This window comes from Pseudomonas sp. ES4, assembly GCF_050586665.1.
GTDB lineage: Bacteria > Pseudomonadota > Gammaproteobacteria > Pseudomonadales > Pseudomonadaceae > Aquipseudomonas > Aquipseudomonas frederiksbergensis.
In genome coordinates this window covers 45,209-63,464 of sequence record NZ_JBOBDO010000013.1, presented here as the reverse complement: position 1 = coordinate 63,464, position 18,256 = coordinate 45,209, and the positions used below count along the sequence as shown (strand labels likewise).

General features: G+C 60.2%; 18 protein-coding genes. 5 read left to right on the top strand and 13 right to left on the bottom strand.

Annotation, left to right across the window (positions count from 1 at the left end):
* Positions 1-42 precede the first annotated feature (42 nt).
* From ACQ4OB_RS16010 to ACQ4OB_RS16000, 3 genes are all read right to left on the bottom strand, one after another.
* A complete protein-coding gene (locus ACQ4OB_RS16010) occupies positions 43-1,194 on the bottom strand; it encodes a TDT family transporter (protein WP_430956026.1) in 1,152 nt (383 codons plus the stop codon).
* 105 nt (positions 1,195-1,299) lie between these two features.
* On the bottom strand, positions 1,300-1,611 hold the full coding sequence (locus ACQ4OB_RS16005; RefSeq protein ID WP_074874743.1) for a cupin: 312 nt from the start codon (positions 1,609-1,611) through the stop codon (positions 1,300-1,302).
* A gap of 42 nt (positions 1,612-1,653) precedes the next feature.
* Positions 1,654-2,847: an MFS transporter gene (locus ACQ4OB_RS16000; protein ID WP_102614648.1), complete on the bottom strand. Its 1,194-nt coding sequence runs from the start codon at positions 2,845-2,847 to the stop codon at positions 1,654-1,656.
* A 90-nt stretch (positions 2,848-2,937) separates the two neighbouring features.
* Between ACQ4OB_RS16000 and ACQ4OB_RS15995 the strand changes: the two genes are divergently transcribed.
* Complete coding sequence (locus ACQ4OB_RS15995) at positions 2,938-3,477, top strand: TetR/AcrR family transcriptional regulator (protein WP_430956025.1); 540 nt, start codon at positions 2,938-2,940, stop codon at positions 3,475-3,477.
* A gap of 298 nt (positions 3,478-3,775) precedes the next feature.
* A complete protein-coding gene (locus ACQ4OB_RS15990; RefSeq protein WP_430956024.1) occupies positions 3,776-7,246 on the top strand; it encodes a hybrid sensor histidine kinase/response regulator in 3,471 nt (1,156 codons plus the stop codon).
* A 132-nt stretch (positions 7,247-7,378) separates the two neighbouring features.
* Here ACQ4OB_RS15990 and rmuC read toward each other — a convergent pair whose 3' ends face one another.
* Together rmuC and ACQ4OB_RS15980 are read right to left on the bottom strand one after the other, a co-directional pair.
* Positions 7,379-8,743, bottom strand: coding sequence for a DNA recombination protein RmuC (gene rmuC / locus ACQ4OB_RS15985; protein WP_162842870.1), 1,365 nt, complete (start codon positions 8,741-8,743; stop codon positions 7,379-7,381).
* Between the two features lie 175 nt (positions 8,744-8,918).
* The gene (locus tag ACQ4OB_RS15980) at positions 8,919-9,242 is read right to left on the bottom strand and encodes a sel1 repeat family protein (protein WP_430956023.1); all 324 of its coding nucleotides are present in this window, start codon (positions 9,240-9,242) and stop codon (positions 8,919-8,921) included.
* A gap of 999 nt (positions 9,243-10,241) precedes the next feature.
* On the opposite strand from ACQ4OB_RS15980, the gene ACQ4OB_RS15975 reads away from it, so the two are divergent.
* The 3 genes from ACQ4OB_RS15975 to ACQ4OB_RS15965 all read left to right on the top strand — a co-directional run bounded on the left by ACQ4OB_RS15975 (position 10,242) and on the right by ACQ4OB_RS15965 (position 12,651).
* Positions 10,242-10,466, top strand: a complete 225-nt coding sequence (locus ACQ4OB_RS15975; RefSeq protein ID WP_007898912.1) for a hypothetical protein — start codon at positions 10,242-10,244, stop codon at positions 10,464-10,466.
* A gap of 273 nt (positions 10,467-10,739) precedes the next feature.
* A complete protein-coding gene (locus ACQ4OB_RS15970; RefSeq protein ID WP_074874727.1) occupies positions 10,740-11,222 on the top strand; it encodes a hypothetical protein in 483 nt (160 codons plus the stop codon).
* A gap of 145 nt (positions 11,223-11,367) precedes the next feature.
* Positions 11,368-12,651: an OmpP1/FadL family transporter gene (locus ACQ4OB_RS15965; protein ID WP_430956022.1), complete on the top strand. Its 1,284-nt coding sequence runs from the start codon at positions 11,368-11,370 to the stop codon at positions 12,649-12,651.
* Between the two features lie 89 nt (positions 12,652-12,740).
* Here ACQ4OB_RS15965 and ACQ4OB_RS15960 read toward each other — a convergent pair whose 3' ends face one another.
* The 8 genes from ACQ4OB_RS15960 to cobU all read right to left on the bottom strand — a co-directional run bounded on the left by ACQ4OB_RS15960 (position 12,741) and on the right by cobU (position 18,212).
* Positions 12,741-13,292: a glutathione peroxidase gene (locus ACQ4OB_RS15960; RefSeq protein WP_430956021.1), complete on the bottom strand. Its 552-nt coding sequence runs from the start codon at positions 13,290-13,292 to the stop codon at positions 12,741-12,743.
* A gap of 54 nt (positions 13,293-13,346) precedes the next feature.
* Entirely contained in the window at positions 13,347-13,469 is a 123-nt protein-coding gene (locus ACQ4OB_RS15955; RefSeq protein WP_256581131.1) for a hypothetical protein, read from the bottom strand.
* Complete coding sequence (locus tag ACQ4OB_RS15950) at positions 13,466-14,674, bottom strand: MFS transporter (protein WP_074874721.1); 1,209 nt, start codon at positions 14,672-14,674, stop codon at positions 13,466-13,468. The genes ACQ4OB_RS15955 and ACQ4OB_RS15950 overlap by 4 nt, the downstream gene beginning before the upstream one ends.
* Positions 14,675-14,726: 52 nt before the next feature.
* Positions 14,727-15,131, bottom strand: a complete 405-nt coding sequence (locus ACQ4OB_RS15945; protein ID WP_074874719.1) for a MarR family winged helix-turn-helix transcriptional regulator — start codon at positions 15,129-15,131, stop codon at positions 14,727-14,729.
* 201 nt (positions 15,132-15,332) lie between these two features.
* The gene (locus ACQ4OB_RS15940; protein WP_430956020.1) at positions 15,333-16,064 is read right to left on the bottom strand and encodes an adenosylcobinamide-GDP ribazoletransferase; all 732 of its coding nucleotides are present in this window, start codon (positions 16,062-16,064) and stop codon (positions 15,333-15,335) included.
* Positions 16,065-16,066: 2 nt separating this feature from the next.
* Positions 16,067-16,642 (bottom strand): alpha-ribazole phosphatase family protein, encoded by a 576-nt coding sequence (gene cobC, locus ACQ4OB_RS15935; RefSeq protein ID WP_430956019.1) that lies wholly within the window; start codon positions 16,640-16,642, stop codon positions 16,067-16,069.
* On the bottom strand, positions 16,639-17,694 hold the full coding sequence (cobT, locus tag ACQ4OB_RS15930) for a nicotinate-nucleotide--dimethylbenzimidazole phosphoribosyltransferase (protein WP_430956018.1): 1,056 nt from the start codon (positions 17,692-17,694) through the stop codon (positions 16,639-16,641). The genes cobC and cobT overlap by 4 nt, the downstream gene beginning before the upstream one ends.
* On the bottom strand, positions 17,691-18,212 hold the full coding sequence (cobU, locus tag ACQ4OB_RS15925; RefSeq protein ID WP_430956017.1) for a bifunctional adenosylcobinamide kinase/adenosylcobinamide-phosphate guanylyltransferase: 522 nt from the start codon (positions 18,210-18,212) through the stop codon (positions 17,691-17,693). Before cobU ends, cobT begins: the two co-directional genes overlap by 4 nt.
* Positions 18,213-18,256 lie beyond the last annotated feature (44 nt).

Genomic DNA, 18,256 nt, shown 5'->3' with positions numbered 1-18,256 from the left:
TCCAACGACGATCCAGGCCACACATTACCTAAACTTTGCAGGTTATTTGTTTAATCCTGCAATGCACGGCGAGACAAATAACTCACCCCGCCAGGCGCCCTGCACTGTCCGTTTGGCGACGATGAGCCACATCACCGCCAGCAACACCACCAGCACGCAGCCAAAAACGCTGAAAAACGTCAGGTTCAAGGTACTGGCCAGTTTCAATGTCGCCAGGGAATAGACGCCCAGCGGGAAGGTAAAACCCCACCAGCCGAGATTGAAAGGGATGCCGACGCGCAGGTAACGCAGGGTGATCAGCACCGCGATCAGCATCCACCACAGGCCAAAGCCCCACAAGGTAATCCCGGCCACCAATCCCAGCCCTTCGGCGATTTCACCGATGCCCGGCAGACCGTTGGCCGCAAAGATCGCCGGCGCATCGGCGCCCAGCAGCAACATGCCCAGCGCCCCGGTGCCAATCGGACCGAGCGCCAGCCAGCTGGAGGCGGCCATGTTTTCGTGAGGCAATTTATGCAGCGCCATCCGCAGCAATAGAATGGTCAGAATGCTGAATGCCACCGGCAGGGAAAAGGCCCAGAGCACGTAGCTGGTCACCAGCACCACCAGTTGCGAATGGACATCGGCCAGGTGCGGCGCCAACAGGCCACCGCTGGCGGCCGCCACTTCTGCCGCCACCACCGGCAACAGCCAGACGGCAGTCATCTGGTCAATGCTGTGCTCCTGACGGGTGAACATCAGGTAGGGAATCAGCACGCCGCACGCCACAGACATCGCCACATCCAGCCACCACAGCACCTCGGCGAGATGTATCACGCCCTCACCCCAACGCGGCAGACCAAACAGTAAGAAACCATTAATGATGGTCGCCAGGCCCATGGGGATGGTGCCGAAAAACATCGAGACCGTGGAGTGACCGAAAATCCTTCGCGCCTCATCGAAAAACAGCGCCCAACGCGCCGCATACATGACCGTGAACAAAACGAACAGCACGATGTTGAACAGCCATAGGGCTTCGGCAATCGCGTACAAACCGGCATTTGCGCCGGGCAGCTGCGCCAGCGCCAACGCCAGCACACCGGTGCCCATGGTGGCGGCGAACCAGTTCGGCGTGAACTGGCGGATCACCTCACGCGGGTGCTGCAAATGACTGAAGGGTTTGAAACCGGCTGGGGCAATGTTGGGGCATGTCATGGTGAACTCCTGTCCTCTGTTGAGGTGGAGTCCATGGTAGATCCGAATCGAATATCGATATAACGGGTAATATCTCTAACTGTTATCTGTTTTGCAGATATAGCGTCAGACGCTGCCTTCAGTCTCGATCACCAGGATTCTTGCCACACCTTGCGGATGGGCAACGTGTTCGGTGCCAACGTCGGCATAGAAGATATCGCCTACGCCCAACATCACTTCTTGCTCCTGACCTGCTTCGCGATAACGCATCTGCACAACACCATCCAGCACCACGAACACTTCCTGCCCATCATTGATGTGCCATTTATAGGGCTGGTCGGTCCAGTGCAAACGCGTGGTGATGCCGTTCATGTTGGCGATATCCAAAGCGCCCCAAGCACGGTCAGCGGTGAAGGATTTGCTGCGGATGATTTTCATGGGTCGGTCCGTCGAAAGGCAGGGCGGTGCCAAGGCTAACGGTCATCGAACATCGACGCCACAGACTTTCATCGACTGCTGACGCATCAACGCGAGCAGAGCGCCGGCCGAAAGAATAATCAGCACCGCGCCGTAACCATCGGTCGTGGCCACCAGCCCGAAGGTCCGGGTCAAGTTCCCCGCCAGCAACGACGGCAAGCAGAACGCCAGATAACTGAGCACGTAGTATGCCGACATCAACCCTGCCCGCTCATGGGGTAAGGCCAGCGGCACGACGCTGCGCAATGCACCGAGGAAACCGGCGCCGAAACCGCATCCGGCCACCAGCGTCCCGACGAAAAACAGCGTAAGGCTGGCGCTGTGCACCGCCATCAGGATCAGCGCGACACCAACGGGCAGCAGGCTGCCGCCCAAGCGCAAAACCTTGTCGGCCGGCCGATCGCGCAGGGTGTAGATCATCAGAGCGCCGGTCACCGTCAACACCGCCACCGTCGCACCGCCAATCAGATTCGAGGTCGATCCCGTCGCTGTGCGCACCAGAGACGGCGCCAAGGAAGCGTAAAAACCACCGAGCGCCCACACCGCGATATTGATCGGCAGCACCAGCCACAACGCACGTCGCGCCTGGATCGGCACATGCAGTGTCGGGCGCAGCGAGGCCCAGGCTCCCGGTTGGCGGCTGACGCTTTCCGGCAATCGCCAGACGTACAGCGCCTGCATCACAAACAGCGCGAACAGCACCCAATAGGTCAACTGCAACGGCAGCGGTGCAAACTCGGCCAACAAGCCGCAGCCCATGGCGCCCACCGCCATGCCCAGCAATGGCGCGACACTGTTGACCAACGGCCCCTGCTGGCGATCGGTGTCCAACAGCGCCGCACTCAATACGGCGGTGGCCATCCCCGTTGCAAAGCCTTGAAGCACTCGCGCGCTGATCAACCAGGCGACACTGTTTGCATTGATGAACAGCAGCATCGCCAGCATGTTCAGCATCACAGCGGTAAAGATCACCGGTTTGCGCCCCAGGTAATCCGAGAGCGAACCGACCGTGAGCAGTGCCGCCAGCAAGCTGATCGCGTACACGCCGAAAATCAGGGTCAGGGTCGCTGCCGAGAATTGCAGGTGTTCCTGGTACAGGTGGTACAACGGCGTCGGCGCCGTGGACGCCGCCAGAAAACTGAGTAAGGTGATCGCCAGGAACCACAGGCTTGAACGATTAGACGTTGAACTGGACATGCGCACGCTCCGTAAAGCTAACTTTTTGCTTTTGCGGAGTGTGCGACTGGCTAGGGCTTAAAGCAAATTCTTTGTGTTAAGGTCCGATGCATGGCTATAAAAGAAGGTTTACGCCCCGGCGGCAGAAGCGCCCGGGTGCAAGAGTCGGTCCACTCGGCAGTGCGCGATCTCCTCGAAGAGCAGGACCGCACCACCGTGACCGTCCCGCAAATCGCCGCCCGCGCGGGCGTCACGCCGTCGACCATCTATCGGCGCTGGGGCGATCTGTCGGTGTTGTTGGCGGATGTCGCCCTCGCCCGCATGCGTCCCGAGAGCGAACCGGCCAATACCGGCAGCCTGCGCGGCGACGTGCACGCCTGGGCCGAGCAGTATCTGGACGAGATGAGTTCCGAGCCCGGCCGCAATATGTTGCGCGATGTGCAATGCAGCACCACGCCGACACTTTGCGCGACGATTATTGGCGGGCAGTTGCAGACGATCCTGGATCGTTACCCCGATCAGCCGAAGCCGAACGTCGATCGGCTGATCAACCTGGTGGCGGCGCCGACGGTGTTTCGCATCCTGTTCTCGGCGGCGCCGCTGGAGATTGAGGAGTTGCATCGGTTGATCGAGATTGCGTTGAGTCAGTAATACCGCCATCGCGAGCAGGCTCGCTCCCACAGTTGATCTTCAGTGGACGCCGCCATCGCGGGCAAGCCTTGCTCCTACAGTTGATCTTCAGTGGACGTGTAATTTGTGAACGACATAGATCCATTGTGGGAGTGAGCCTGCTCGCGATGAGGCCTGCACAAACATCAAAGATCCCACTGACACACCGCCTGCGACACCCCGCCACGCCGCGACCTTGGTCGACACTGACTAACCCCTGCCATCGTGCGAGACTGTCTGTCCGGGCGGGAGTCCCGGGTGTCTTTTGTCTGGAGTTCCCATGTCGCTGTCCAGCGGGCTGATCGCCGTCGTCGCCCTGGCCTATATGGCCATCATGTTCGCCATCGCCTTCTACGGCGATCGTCGCAGCACACCGTTGCCGCCGCGAGTGCGCGCCTGGGTGTACAGCCTGTCGCTGGCCGTCTATTGCACCAGCTGGACCTTCTTTGGCGCCGTGGGCCAGGCCGCCGAACAACTCTGGTCTTTCCTGCCGATCTACCTCGGGCCGATCCTGCTGCTGGTGTGCGCGCCGTGGGTCCTGCAAAAAATGGTGATGATCAGCAAGCAGGAGAACATCACCTCCATTGCCGACTTCATCGCCGCGCGTTATGGCAAATCCCAGTCGCTGGCGGTGGTGGTGGCGCTGATCTGCCTGGTCGGCGTGTTGCCCTACATCGCGCTGCAACTCAAGGGCATCGTGCTCGGGGTGAACCTGCTGATCGGCGCCGGTGCCGACGCCATGGGCACGCGCGCCCAGGACACGGCGTTGATCGTGTCGCTGGTACTGGCGCTGTTCACCATCGTCTTCGGTACCCGCAACCTCGACGCCACGGAGCACCACCGCGGCATGGTGCTGGCGATTGCGTTCGAATCGCTGGTCAAGCTGTTCGCCTTTCTCGCGGTCGGCGCGTTCGTGACCTATGGCCTGTACGACGGTTTCGAGGACCTGTTCGACCAGGCCATGCTCGCCCCGCGCCTCGAAGAGTATTGGAAGGAAACCATCAACTGGCCATCGATGGTGGTACAGACCGGCGTGGCGATGATGGCAATCATCTGCCTGCCCCGGCAGTTCCATGTGACCGTGGTGGAAAACATCGACCCTCAGGATCTGCGCCTGGCCAAATGGGTGTTTCCAGCCTATCTGGCGCTGGCGGCGCTGTTCGTCGTGCCCATCGCCCTCGCCGGTCAGATGCTGCTGCCGAGTTCGGTGCTGCCGGACTCGTTTGTCATCAGCCTGCCGCTCGCCCAAGCCCATCCTGCCCTGGCGATGCTGGCGTTTATCGGTGGCGCCTCGGCGGCGACCGGCATGGTGATTGTCGCCAGCGTGGCGCTGTCGACCATGGTCTCCAACGACATGCTGTTGCCATGGTTGCTGCGGCGCAACAACGCCGAGCGGCCGTTCGAAGTGTTCCGCCAGTGGATGCTCTCGGTGCGCCGAGTGAGCATTGTGGTGATTCTGCTGCTGGCCTACGTCAGTTATCGCCTGCTCGGCTCGACGGCGAGTCTGGCGACCATCGGCCAGATTGCCTTCGCCGCCGTGACCCAACTGGCCCCGGCCATGCTCGGCGCCCTGTACTGGAAACAGGCCAATCGTCGCGGTGTATTCGCGGGTCTCGCCGCCGGGACATTCCTCTGGTTCTACACCCTGATTCTGCCGATCGCGGCCCACAGCCTTGGTTTGTCCTTGAGCAGCTTCCCGGGGCTGGCCTGGTTGCACAGCAACCCGCTGAACCTGCCGCTCACCCCGCTGACCCAAGGCGTGGTGTTGTCGCTGGCGGCCAACTTCACGCTGTTCGCCTGGGTGTCGGTGCTGTCGCGAACGAGGGTTTCGGAACATTGGCAGGCGGGTCGCTTCATCGGTCAGGAAATCAGCGCCCGCCCCAGCGCCCGTTCGATGCTGTCGGTGCAGATCGACGATTTGTTGCAGCTGGCCGCACGCTTCGTCGGCGAAGAACGCGCCCGTCAGAGTTTTATCCGCTTCGCCTACCGTCAGGGCAAAGGCTTCAACCCGAACCAGACCGCCGACGGGGAATGGATCGCCCATACCGAACGCTTGCTGGCCGGTGTACTCGGCGCTTCTTCGACCCGTGCGGTGGTAAAAGCCGCCATTGAAGGTAGGGAAATGCAACTCGAGGACGTCGTGCGAATCGCCGACGAAGCTTCGGAAGTGCTGCAATTCAACCGCGCGCTGCTGCAAGGCGCGATCGAGAACATCACCCAAGGCATCAGCGTGGTCGACCAGTCGCTGAAACTGGTGGCCTGGAACCGGCGCTATCTGGAGCTGTTCAACTACCCCGATGGACTGATCAGGCTGGGCCGCCCAATTGCCGACATCATTCGCTACAACGCCGAGCGCGGACTATGCGGTCCCGGTGAAGCCGAAGTGCACGTGGCCCGGCGCCTGCACTGGATGCGTCAGGGCCGCGCCCACACCTCTGAAAGACTTTTCCCCAATGGTCGTGTGATCGAGCTGATCGGCAACCCGATGCCGGGTGGCGGTTTTGTCATGAGTTTCACCGACATCACCGCGTTCCGCGAGGCTGAACAAGCGCTGACCGAAGCCAACGAGGGCCTGGAGCGACGGGTCACCGAGCGGACCCACGAACTGTCGCAACTCAACCTCGCCCTGACCGAAGCCAAAGGCACCGCGGAGTTGGCCAACCAGTCGAAAACCCGATTCCTGGCGGCGGTCAGCCACGACTTAATGCAACCCTTGAACGCTGCGCGACTGTTCTCGGCCGCCCTTTCCCATCAGGAGGACGGTCTCTCCAGCGAGGCGCAAAAACTGGTCCATCATCTGGACACGTCACTACGCTCGGCGGAGGACTTGATCAGCGATTTGCTGGACATTTCCCGCCTGGAAAACGGCAAGATCAACCCCGATCCGAAGCCGTTCGTGCTCAATGAGATGTTCGACGTCCTCGGTGCCGAGTTCAAGGCGCTGGCCCACGACCAGGGGCTGAAATTCCGGGTCAGGGGCAGCAAGTTGCGCGTCGACAGCGACATCAAACTGCTGCGACGAATCCTGCAGAACTTCCTGACCAATGCCTTCCGCTACGCCAAAGGCCCAGTGCTGCTGGGGGTTCGCCGACGCAAGGGCGAGCTGTGCCTGGAAGTCTGGGACCGAGGCCCGGGCATTCCGCTGGATAAACAGCAGGTCATCTTCGAAGAATTCAAACGCCTCGACAGCCACCAGACGCGCGCTGAAAAAGGCCTCGGGCTGGGCCTGGCGATCGCCGACGGGTTGTGCCGCGTGCTCGGTCATACCTTGCGCGTACGCTCCTGGCCGGGGCGCGGCAGCGTGTTCAGCGTCAGCGTGCCGTTGGCTCGTGCTCAAGCCGCCCTGCCGACCAAGACCGCCGAGCTCAATGGCAAATTGCTGAGCGGCTCGCAGGTGCTGTGCATCGACAACGAAGACAGCATCCTGATCGGCATGAACAGTTTGCTGACGCGCTGGGGTTGTCAGGTCTGGACCGCGCGCAACCGCGATGAATGTGCGGCGCTGCTCAGCGACGGGATGAGACCGCAATTGGCCTTGGTGGATTACCACCTGGACGATGGCGAGACCGGAACCGAACTGATGGCATGGTTGCGCACCCGATTGGGTGAGCCTGTGCCGGGGGTTGTGATCAGCGCCGATGGGCGACCGGAGACGGTAGCCCAGGTGCATGCGGCGGGGCTGGATTACCTGGCTAAACCGGTGAAACCGGCGGCGTTGCGGGCGTTGTTGAGTCGGCATTTGCCGTTGTAGCGCGGCAGGTTTGAGTCTTGTGGTGAAGCCACTGCCGCCATCGCGAGCAGGCTCGCTCCCACATTTGACCGTGTTCGTCCGGATAACTCGGTCAAAAATGTGGGAGCGAGCCTGCTCGCGATGCCTTTTTGGCTACTCCGGCAATTCGGCCAACCCATCCACGTCGGTCATCGCCCGCTCCAGCAAGTCTGCCGGCAAGCTCTTGCTCGCCCGCGCGCCAAGCAACTTGAGTTGCTCGGCGCGACTGACCAGATTGCCGCGGCCTTCTGTCAGCTTATTGCGCGCCGAGCTGTAGGCTTTATCCAGTTGCTGTAAGCGATTGCCGACTTCATCCAGATCCTGGATGAACAACACGAACTTGTCGTACAGCCACCCGGCCCGCTCGGCGATTTCCCGAGCGTTCTGGCTCTGGCGCTCCTGCTTCCACAAGCTGTCGATCACCCGTAGGGTCGCCAGCAAAGTGGTCGGGCTGACAATGACGATGTTGCGATCGAAGGCCTCCTGAAACAGTGTCGGTTCAGCCTGCAACGCGGCGGAAAACGCCGCTTCGATCGGTACGAAAAGCAGGACGAAATCCAGGCTGTGCAAACCGTCGAGACGCTTGTAATCCTTGCCGGCCAGCCCTTTGACGTGAGTGCGCAAGGACAGCACGTGCTGCTTGATGGCGATCTGGCCGATCGCATCGTCTTCGGCCGCGACGTATTGCTGATAGGCCGTGAGGCTGACCTTGGAGTCGACCACCACCTGCTTGTCGCCCGGCAGATAAATGATCACGTCCGGCTGGAAACGCTCACCGTCCGGCCCCTTGAGGTTGACCTGGGTCTGGTACTCGCGCCCCTTCTCCAGGCCCGCGTGTTCAAGCACCCGCTCAAGAATCAGCTCACCCCAGTTACCTTGGGTTTTCTGCCCTTTCAAGGCGCGGGTCAGGTTGGTGGCTTCGTCGCTCAGGCGCAGGTTCAGTTGTTGCAGCCGCTCCAGTTCCTTGGCCAGGGAAAAACGTTCGCGGGCTTCTGCCTGATAACTTTCTTCGACGCGTTTTTCGAAGGACTGGATGCGTTCCTTCAACGGATCGAGCAACTGACCGAGGCGTTGTTGACTGGTTTCGGCAAAACGCTGCTCGCGTTCGTCGAAGATTTTGCCGGCCAGCTCCGCGAACTGCGCTCGCAGCTCGTCTCGTGAGCCCTGCAGGTCATTGAGGCGCTGCTGATGGCTTTCCTGCTGCTCGCGTAGCTCAGCGTTGAGCGAAGCGGCCTGGGCGGCCAGACGGCGCAACTCAGCCTCTTTGCCGGCGCGTTCCAGATTCCAGGCGTGGGCGGCGTCGCGTGCGTCGTCACGTTCGATCTGCAGCAGTTCGACTTCACGGCGTACGGCGGCCAGGTCTGCCTGTTTGGCGGCGTTGGCCTGGCCCAGATCACCGATTTCATCGCGACAGGCTTCGAGTTGGGCGTTCAATCCATCCTGAGCCAGTAGGGCCATGGCCAGACGCTCTTCCAGCAGCGCAGCCTCTGACTGCGTGGCGTTCGCTCGCCGCTGAAGTTGCCAGGCCAGTACCAGTAACGGCAGCGCAGCGCCCGCCAGACCGAGCAATGCGCTGGTCAAGTCCATAGCCATAGCCACTCCTGCCAATGAAATAAAGCTTGAAGGTTAACCAAGGCGTCAGGTCTTGGACAGCTCAGTCTTCGATCAGCCCCAGTTCCTGCTGGGCGCGTCGATCCCCTGCCCGCGCGGCCGAACGCAGAAGATCCTGGCCGATACGGCGATCCCGGGCATTCCCGCATTCACGGCACATCAGCAGACCGAGACGGCTTTGCGCAGCCACCACTCCTTCACGGGCTGGCTGCTTGAGCAAACGTCCGGCGAGGTGTTTGACGTTGGTGTTTTCGCCCAGACGCGGGCTGTCCAGCAGCCACTCGGCCACACGCATCGAAAAGCGCTTGGGCGGGGTAATGCTGGGAGGTGTGGAGGTTGCAGAGACTGATACTGAGCGAAACTTCATAAAGCACTGTGGGGCAGATCGGAAGGCGCGCCACTCTACTCTTTTTTTCTTACAGGTAAAGCCTAAAAAAACCCGGCACGCCCGTCCTAGAGCAAGCGCTCGGGACAATCCACAGAAGCTGTGGATAACTCAGTGGACAACCGCCCTTGAACTCTCGCAAAGCCCTATGGAATGGGGCTCGCAGTCAAACTGACGATTTTTTCACCAGTAAAAAAAAGCGATGTTTTTCATTGACTTAAATTTTGGTTACAGGCACCCACTGCGTTTGAAGGGAAGATGACAGCGGCGTGACATCCTCCGTCACTTATGTGCACAAGTCCCTTCGAGGCAGTTATATCGATGCGCTTTTTCGGCGCATTTTTTGCCTGCGGCTGGGGATAAACCTTGGCAAACCCACGATCCAGACTGGTCCTGGGCCGATGAGCCGCGACTACCAATGGTCGGAATTTGTGCTATTACAGGGCGCGTCAGCGATTCATGAGCCTTGTCCGAGCGCCAATCCGAACGTTGAATGGGGGCGTTCAAAGAACTTTTTTGCCAACACACTTCCCTTCAGTCATTCAATCCGTTAGTATCCGCGGCGTTAGTACCAAGCTGAAAGTCAATTCTGGTCGAACAAATCCCCCCGGTCAGCCTTCCCAACGGAAGCCTCTACCGACAAAGCGGGATCGACCACCTCGATGGTTTCCAGGTAAACCTTGCGTCAACACTGCCTTTGAATCGAAAGCAAAGGGTGTTGCGAAGCTCACTTACTCTGACCGAACCAACCTGCAAATTGATCAGGATCTTCACCCCGGGCCCAGAACCTTTGCCCTTGATGTGTTGCCTGCCCTCCTAAGTACCTACCTGCCAGCCCAAGCGCGCCAATTTATCAGCGCTTCAAACTGGCTGCTTTGTTCCAGTCGGGTTCTTCGTTCGACCAATGGTGGTCGTCGTCACTGGAACGTTTTAACTTTGCACGGTTCTTATCCGTGTCGCTTGTAGGAACACCCAATGACTATGTCTACTCAAATCCACACCCAGGATGCCATTCGCACCCTAACCAACGCTTTTGCACCAATGAACTGCCTGATCATGGCTGCTCGCAAAGGCTGCTTCAGCTTCACTCTGGTCAACGAACACGGCATCGCTCGTCACAGCGAACGCCTGTACCCCGATCAATACTCCAGCGCCGAGCCGCTGCAGGCCGTGATCGAGCGTACCCGTCAGGCACTGGTTGCCTGATACGCCAGAAAGACTGAAAACCTCAAAAGCCTCGCTTAAAAAGCGGGGCTTTTTATTGCCTGATATTTCTCTTTTCGCCGCTGCCGCCTAAGTACAAACCGATATAACGGTTATAACTCGCGGCCGGAAATATTTTAAAAACAGGCCTTTACGGCGCGAATATGACACTACACTTCAACTCAAGCGGCTTGAGCCGCTTCCGGCGAGCCTGAGTCGATTCACCGCTGCCAAGGCCTTCAGGTATCGCCGACCATTTCATGTTTCGAGGGTTTTATGGGTATCGCTGCCAGCGAACTGTGCCGTTATGTGATCCGCCCGACCTTGATTTATCTCGGGCGCCATAGCGCAACTGCCGAATCCCTGCTGCTGGGTGTTGCCGCCAGCCAGTCAGCCCTTGGAACTGCCCTGCATGACCGCCGTGGACACGGCTTGTACCGAATCGCCGAACCCCGCCACCAGGCACTTTGGGACCACTACCTGGCACTTGATCCCGAACGCGCAAGCCTGGTTCGCGGCCTGGCCAGCCAACATGCGTTCCTCAGTGGCCCGCATCTCGAGTTGACCGTCAACCTGCGTTACGCCACAGCCATCGCCTGGCTGCTGGTAGAAGAACAGAACACCCCCCTCCCTGAAGCAGACGACCTACTGGGAATGGCGCGCATCTGGCGCCAGACCTTCCAGCCTCAAGGACGCCTGAGAGACTTCACCTGCGCCTGGCAAACCTGTGTTTCACCGCTGAATCAGGTCGCCTGCTGATCGGCTGTTTCCACAAGATCGCTCAACTGCTGCGATTTTGGTCGGATTGTCCTACAAAACCGCTCTAAATCAAGCGATACAGCCTATGGCGCTGGGACGAAAATGTTGGTAATTTTCGCCCCGGTGATCACCAGGAGTTCTAATAATGAAAAAAGTAATGCTCAAAACCACCATTAGCCTCGCCGTTGCCATGGCATCCACCCAAATCTTCGCCAGTGGTTTTGCCCTCAACGAACAAAGCATCAGCGGGATGGGGACAGGTTTTGCCGGGCGATCTTCAGCTGCCGACGACGCATCCACAGTTTTTGGCAACCCTGCCGGCATGTCTCGCCTCAAGCGCGAACAAGTAACCGGTGGTGTTGCATTCATCGACGCGCACGCTGATATCAGCGATGCGAGCTCCAGCCCGAATAGCGGTACCAACAAAGGTGACATGGTCCCTTTCATGGGCGTGCCCATGGGTTACTACGTCAAGCCAATCGATGACCAGTGGGCAGTCGGTTTCGGCGTCTACGCTCCGTTCGGCCTGGTGACCGACTACGAGAACGGCTTCGCCGGCAAATACTTCGGCAGCAAGAGCGAAGTCACCATCGTGACTCTTCAGCCAACTGTCAGCTACGCCTTCAACGACAAGGTGTCGATCGGTTTCGGTCCGACCATCAACCGCATTGACGGCACGCTGGAATCGAACCTGTCGCTGAGCCCGAACCCACGCGCACCAGACGGTGAAGTCAAAATCACGGGTGACGACACAGCGCTGGGCTACAACATCGGTATCCTGGTTCAAGCCACCGACTCCACTCGCGTCGGCCTGACCTATCACTCGAAAGTGAAGTACAAGCTCGAGGGCGACACCAAAGTCAACTACGCCGGCCTCGCTGCCCTGCGTCAGAACCCGAACCAGAAATACGACGCTTCGCTGGATATCACCACGCCTGAATCGGTCGACTTCTCGGTCACTCATCAGTTGGACGACCAGTGGACCCTCTACGCAGGCAGCACCTGGACTCGCTGGAGCCGCCTGAAGGAAATCAGCGTCGAGAACAGCGGTGTTCCTGCTGGCCTGAACCCCCTGTTCGGCACCATCACCGAAGAACAGAACTGGCACGACACCTGGGCTCACGCCATCGGTGCGTCCTATCAGTTGAACAAGCAGTGGGTGCTGCGTACCGGCCTGTCGGTTGACCAGTCGCCGACCAATAACGAAAACCGCTCTCCACGCATCCCGACCGGCGATCGCAAGATTTTCAGCCTGGGCGCTGGCTGGAGCCCGACCGACGACCTGACCATCGACGTAGCGTATTCGTACCTGCGCGAAGAGTCGGTCAAGGTCAACAACAGCAACGGTCAACCTCGCAACCAGAGCTACAACGCCAAGTATGAAAACTGGGCAAACGGTTTCGGTGTTGGCGCAACCTACCGCTTCTGATGATTCACGGCGAGTTTGAACCACTTGCCGCCTGAATTGAAAAAGCCCCGCTCTCTTTTGCAGAGGCGGGGCTTTTTAATGGGCGCCGATCAAGGGTGCGAGGCCAGTGCCTTTTCCACCGCCTCGATGAGTTCGGGATCTTCGGGCTTGGTCAGGCTGGAGAAACTGGCGATCACCTTGCCCTGGCGATCGACCACGTACTTGTAGAAGTTCCACTTCGGCGCGACGCTCTGCCTGGCGATGACCTTGAACAAGTGCGTCGCGTCATTGCCGCGGACTTTCTGCGGTTCCGTCATGGTGAACGTCACGCCGTAGTTCACGTAGCAGACCTTGGCAGTCTCTTCGCCATCCTTGGACTCTTGCTTGAAGTCGTTGGACGGAACACCGATTACTTCCAGCCCCTGATCCTTGTAGCGCTGATTGAGCGCCTCAAGGCTTTTGAACTGCGGGGCGAAACCACAGAAGCTCGCGGTATTGACCACCACCAGCGGTTTGCCAGCGAAGCGCTGGCACAGGTCGATGGATTCCTTGGCGCGCAGCTTGGGCAACGAACCTTGCAAAAGCTCCGGGCATTCGGCCGCTTGGGCCAATCCACCAAACGCTACCAGTAACGCGGGAACTGCCAGCCAACGTTTCAACATGTCGGTGCATCCTTGAGAATCGTCAAGACCGAAGTTACTCGCCCTCACATCCTGCTAGCAAGCACCCATGCCCAGTTGCATCAACGCCAGCCCGCCCTGATGCCAGCCCCACCACGACAGGGCCAGCAGCAAGGCGCAGACAGCGAGGACAGCAATCCGCGGCCAGAGACTGTTCATATCGCACTCATCTGTGTTTGCAGGCGCGCCACCGGCTGCTCACGCACCGGCCAGTTCAGGGCGGCGGCCAACAGGCTCAAGAGAATCGCCACTTGCCAGATCAAGTCGTAGCTCCCGGTTCGGTCGTACACCACCCCGCCCAACCAGCCGCCGAGGAACGATCCGAGCTGGTGAAACAGGAAAACAATCCCACCGAGCATGGACAGATTTCGCACGCCGAACAAGGTCGCCACGGTGCCGTTGGTCAAGGGCACCGTCGACAGCCACAGAAAGCCCATCGCCATGCCGAACAGGTAAGCAGTGGTCGTCGTGACCGGCGCCCACAGGAACAACCCGATCACCACTGCGCGCAGCAGATACAGGCCAGTCAGCAAACGTGGCTTGGACATCCGGCCCCCGAGCCAGCCCGCCGTGTAGGTCCCGAAAATATTGAACAACCCGATCAGCGCCAGCACCGTCGTGCCGACGCTCGCCGGGAGGTGCTGATCCACCAGATACGCCGGCAAATGCACGCCGATGAATACCACCTGGAAGCCGCAAACAAAAAAGCCGAACGCCAGCAGCCAGAATCCCGAATGGGAACAGGCCTCGTGCAAGGCTTCGGACAGTGTTTGCTCATGACCGAGCACCGGCAGCGGTTTGTCCTTGAGCATGCTCACCAGCGGCACAATCAGCGCCACCAGCAGCCCCAGCACCAGCAATGCCGCGGACCAGCCAAGCCAGCCGATCAACCCCAGTGTGCCGGGCAACATGGCGAATTGACCGAAAGAGCCGGCAGCGCTGGCAATGCCCATGCCCATGCTGCGTTTCTCTGGCGGCACTGCGCGGCCGACCACGCCGAGGATCACCGAGAACGAGGTACCGGACAGACCGATGCCGATCAACAGGCCGGCACTCAGAGACAAGGTCACGGCCGAATCCGACAGGCCCATGAACACCAGGCCCAATGCATACAGGACACCGCCGACCAACACCACTTTTGCGGCGCCGAAGCGGTCGGCCAGCGCGCCGGTGAAGGGCTGCGCCAGGCCCCAGATCAGGTTCTGCAAGGCAATGGCGAAGGCAAACGTCTCACGCCCCCAGCCGAATTCGGCACTCATTGGCGCCAGAAACAGCCCGAAGCCGTGTCTTACCCCCAAGGACAACGCGAGAATCAGCGCACTCCCCAACAAAACCCAACCGCACGTACGCCACATCGATGTCATTCTTGTTCTCCGGTAGCGGGTATATACCCGCTTAAGATCGGAAAAACCGGCTTCACGCCAGTTCGTCCAGCAGTCGCAGCAAGGTTTCTCGTTTTTCGGCGCCCAAGCGGTCGATCAACCGCTGCTGCGCCGCTTCCCACGCCGGCAAGGCCGCTTTCAGACGTTCAATACCAGCCTCGGTGAGCATGACGATGCGGTTACGCATGTCTTCGCCCTCGACCAGCATCAGCAGGCCTTCGCCTTCCAGCACCCGCAGATTGCGCCCCAAGGTGCTGCGATCCAGCCCCATGGCCTCGGCCAACGTGGAAATACTCGGTTTATCCAGACGCTGCAGATTACACAGCAGAGAATACTGGGCGACGTTGATCCCGAAGCCATCGAGAGCGCCGTCGTAGTGCCTGCTGACGCCACGGGCGGCGCGACGCAGGTTGATGCATAAACATTGGGATTCGAGCATGGTGCGTGTATATACCCGCTGTTGTGTTAAATCAAGTTACAGATGAGTTTATTCAAAGTTATTGAGGATCGGACGGACCGCCTTCGCGAGCAAGCCCGCTCCCACATTAGATCTTCAGCGAACATAGAATTTTTGTTCAGCGCAATCAAATGTGGGAGCGGGCTTGCTCGCGAAAGGTCCAGCACATCCACCCAATAAACATCAGGTCAACGCCAACCCCACCAGCACCGCCACCTCAAGGATTTCCAGCAACGCCCCCGCGGTATCGCCCGTCGTGCCGCCCAATCGGCGCAGCATCACTTGCCGCAGCCAGACAAACACCAGCGCCGCCAGCACCACTGCCAATACGCCGCTGAAACCGGCAATCAAAACGCAAGCCAACGCACTCACCGCCAACACCTGCGTACCCGCCAAACGCGGCAGATGATCGGCCAGCGCTTGCCCCAAGCCACCAGCGCGCACATAAGGCGTGGTCAGGAACAACCCCAACATCGCGCTGCGCCCGATCAACGGGACAATGATCAGGACAACGGCGTGTTGCTGCTCGATCAATGCCAGCAACGCGGCGAATTTGAGCAGCAACACCAGCACCAGCGTCACCACCGCAATCGGCCCGCTGCGCGGGTCCTTCATGATCGTCAAGGTGCGCTCTCGATCACCGAACCCACCGAGCCATGCATCGGCGCTGTCGGCCAGGCCATCCAGGTGCAAAGCACCGCTGAGCAAGACCCAAACCGTCAGCAACAGCGCGGCGTGAAGCAACAACGGGGTGCCAAGCAGCAGCCAGTTGAACGCCCACAAAATCGCGCCGAACAGCAAGCCGACCAGCGGATAAAACAGCAACGACCGCCCCAACTCCTGTGGTTCCGGCATGCCCGGCAGACGAATCGGCAGACTGCTCAAAAATTGCAGGGCGATCCAGAACGGCAACATGGTCAGAGCGCTTCCTTTAACAACAGGCCGGATTCGACCGTCAGCGAAAACACCGCGCCATGCCCGACTTCGACGTTGAGCAACTGCTCACGAGGCAATCCCCGGGCCTGAGCCAGCAACAAGCGCATGACCCCGCCGTGACTGATCAGCAACACCCGCTCGCCCGCGCAGGTAGCCTGCAAGCGCTCAATGGCTGCCAACACCCGCGTCGAAAAATCCACCACCGGTTCACCCTGAGGCGGCGTGAACGCATAAGGGTCGGCCCAGAACAATCCCAACGCCTCGGCATCGGTTTCCATCAGCGCGGCGGCGCTCTGCCCTTCCCAGGCGCCGAAGTGTAGCTCCTGCAGGTCCTTATCCAACTGCACCGGCAAACCCAACTGTGCGCCGAGTTCTTCGGCGAACCGCGCACACCGCTGCAGTGGCGAACTGACCAAACGATCCCAAGGCCCCTGCTCGATTACCGCCGCGCGCATCTGCGCCCAGCCCTTTTCAGTCAGCGCATCGTCGAGGCTGCCGCGCAAACCGCCACCGAGTTCGGTTTCACCGTGGCGCAACAGGTCCAGGCGCAAGGTCATGCCGGACGGTCCGCCACGGCGGCCTCGGCGAACGTCGCCATCTGCCCGTGAAGGTCGCACGCCAAACGCAGCAACGGCACGGCCAACGCCGCACCACTGCCCTCGCCCAGACGCAGGCCGAGGTCCAGCAGCGGTTCGGCGTTGAGGGTTTCCAGCACATGACGATGACCCGGCTCGGCGCCGCGATGACCGAACAACAACCACTGACGGCATTCAGGATTCAAGCGCACCGCGACCAACGCCGCGACGCTGCAAATGAAACCGTCGACCAGCACCGCGACGCCTTCCTGGGCACACGCCAGATACGCGCCGACCAGTGCCGCGATTTCAAAACCGCCGAGGTTGAACAGGGTTTGCAGCGCATCGCCACGTTGAGCGCTGTGCAACGCCAAAGCGCGTTCGATCACCTGCGCTTTATGGCTGACACCCGCCGCATTCAAACCGGTGCCCGGCCCGGCCAGATGCACCACCGGGCAATCGAGCAAGGCACAGGCCAATGCGCTGGCCGCGGTGGTGTTGCCGATGCCCATCTCGCCACCGATAAACAACTGCGCACCCGCCGCGATGGCGCGCTGCACGCTGTCGCGACCGGCCTGCAAAGCGAGCTCGCCTTGAGCCGGCGTCATTGCCGGACCTTCGACGAAATTCGCCGTACCGGGGCCGATGTTCACGTGACGCACACCCGGCAAATTCAACGACGGCGTCACCGTGCCGAGGTCGACCACTTCCAGGGAGGCCCCGAGTTGCCGCGCCAACACGCTGATCGCCGCCCCGCCGCTGACGAAGTTGAGCAACATCTGCCCGGTGACTTCCTGGGGAAATGCCGACACCCCTTCAGCGACCACGCCATGGTCACCGGCAAAAATCGCGATCCACAACTGATCCAGACTCGGCTTGACCTGCCCTTGCAGCCCGGCCAATTGCACCGCCACCGACTCAAGCCGACCGAGGGAGCCGGCCGGTTTGGTCAGCTGCTGTTGACGGGCCTGCGCCTGCTCGACCGCTTGAGCATCGATCGGCTTGCACGGGTTCAGCCACCAGGATTGAGTCATAACGCAGTTCCTTTCAAAGTCAGGGGCAGGCCGGCGACGATCAGGACGACTCGCTGACAGCGCTCGGCCAAGGCTTGATGCAGCCAACCGGCTTCATCGACATAGCGGCGAGTCAATTCGCCCAGCGGCACGACACCCATTCCGGTCTCGTTGCTGACAAAAATGATTTCACCCGGCAACGATGCCAGGCAGTCCAGTAGCGCTTCACGTTCGGCCGACAGACGCTCAGCGTCGTCGAGCATCAGCAGGTTGGTCATCCACAACGTCAGGCAATCCACCAGCAGGCAACGTTCGGCGCTGGCGGTTTCGCGCAGGACGCGGGCGAGTTGCAGAGGTTCTTCGATCAACGCCCATTCGGCTGGACGACGGGCGCGGTGATGGGCCACTCGCTCGTTCATTTCACCGTCCAGGGGTTGGCTGGTGGCGATGTAAGTCACTGCCAGACCGCTGTCGGAGGCGAGTTTTTCAGCCAGGCGGCTTTTGCCGGAGCGGGCGCCGCCGAGGATCAGTTGCAGCATGGTTCATTCCTTAAATGTGCGGTGAGCCGACTTCCGTCTTCGCG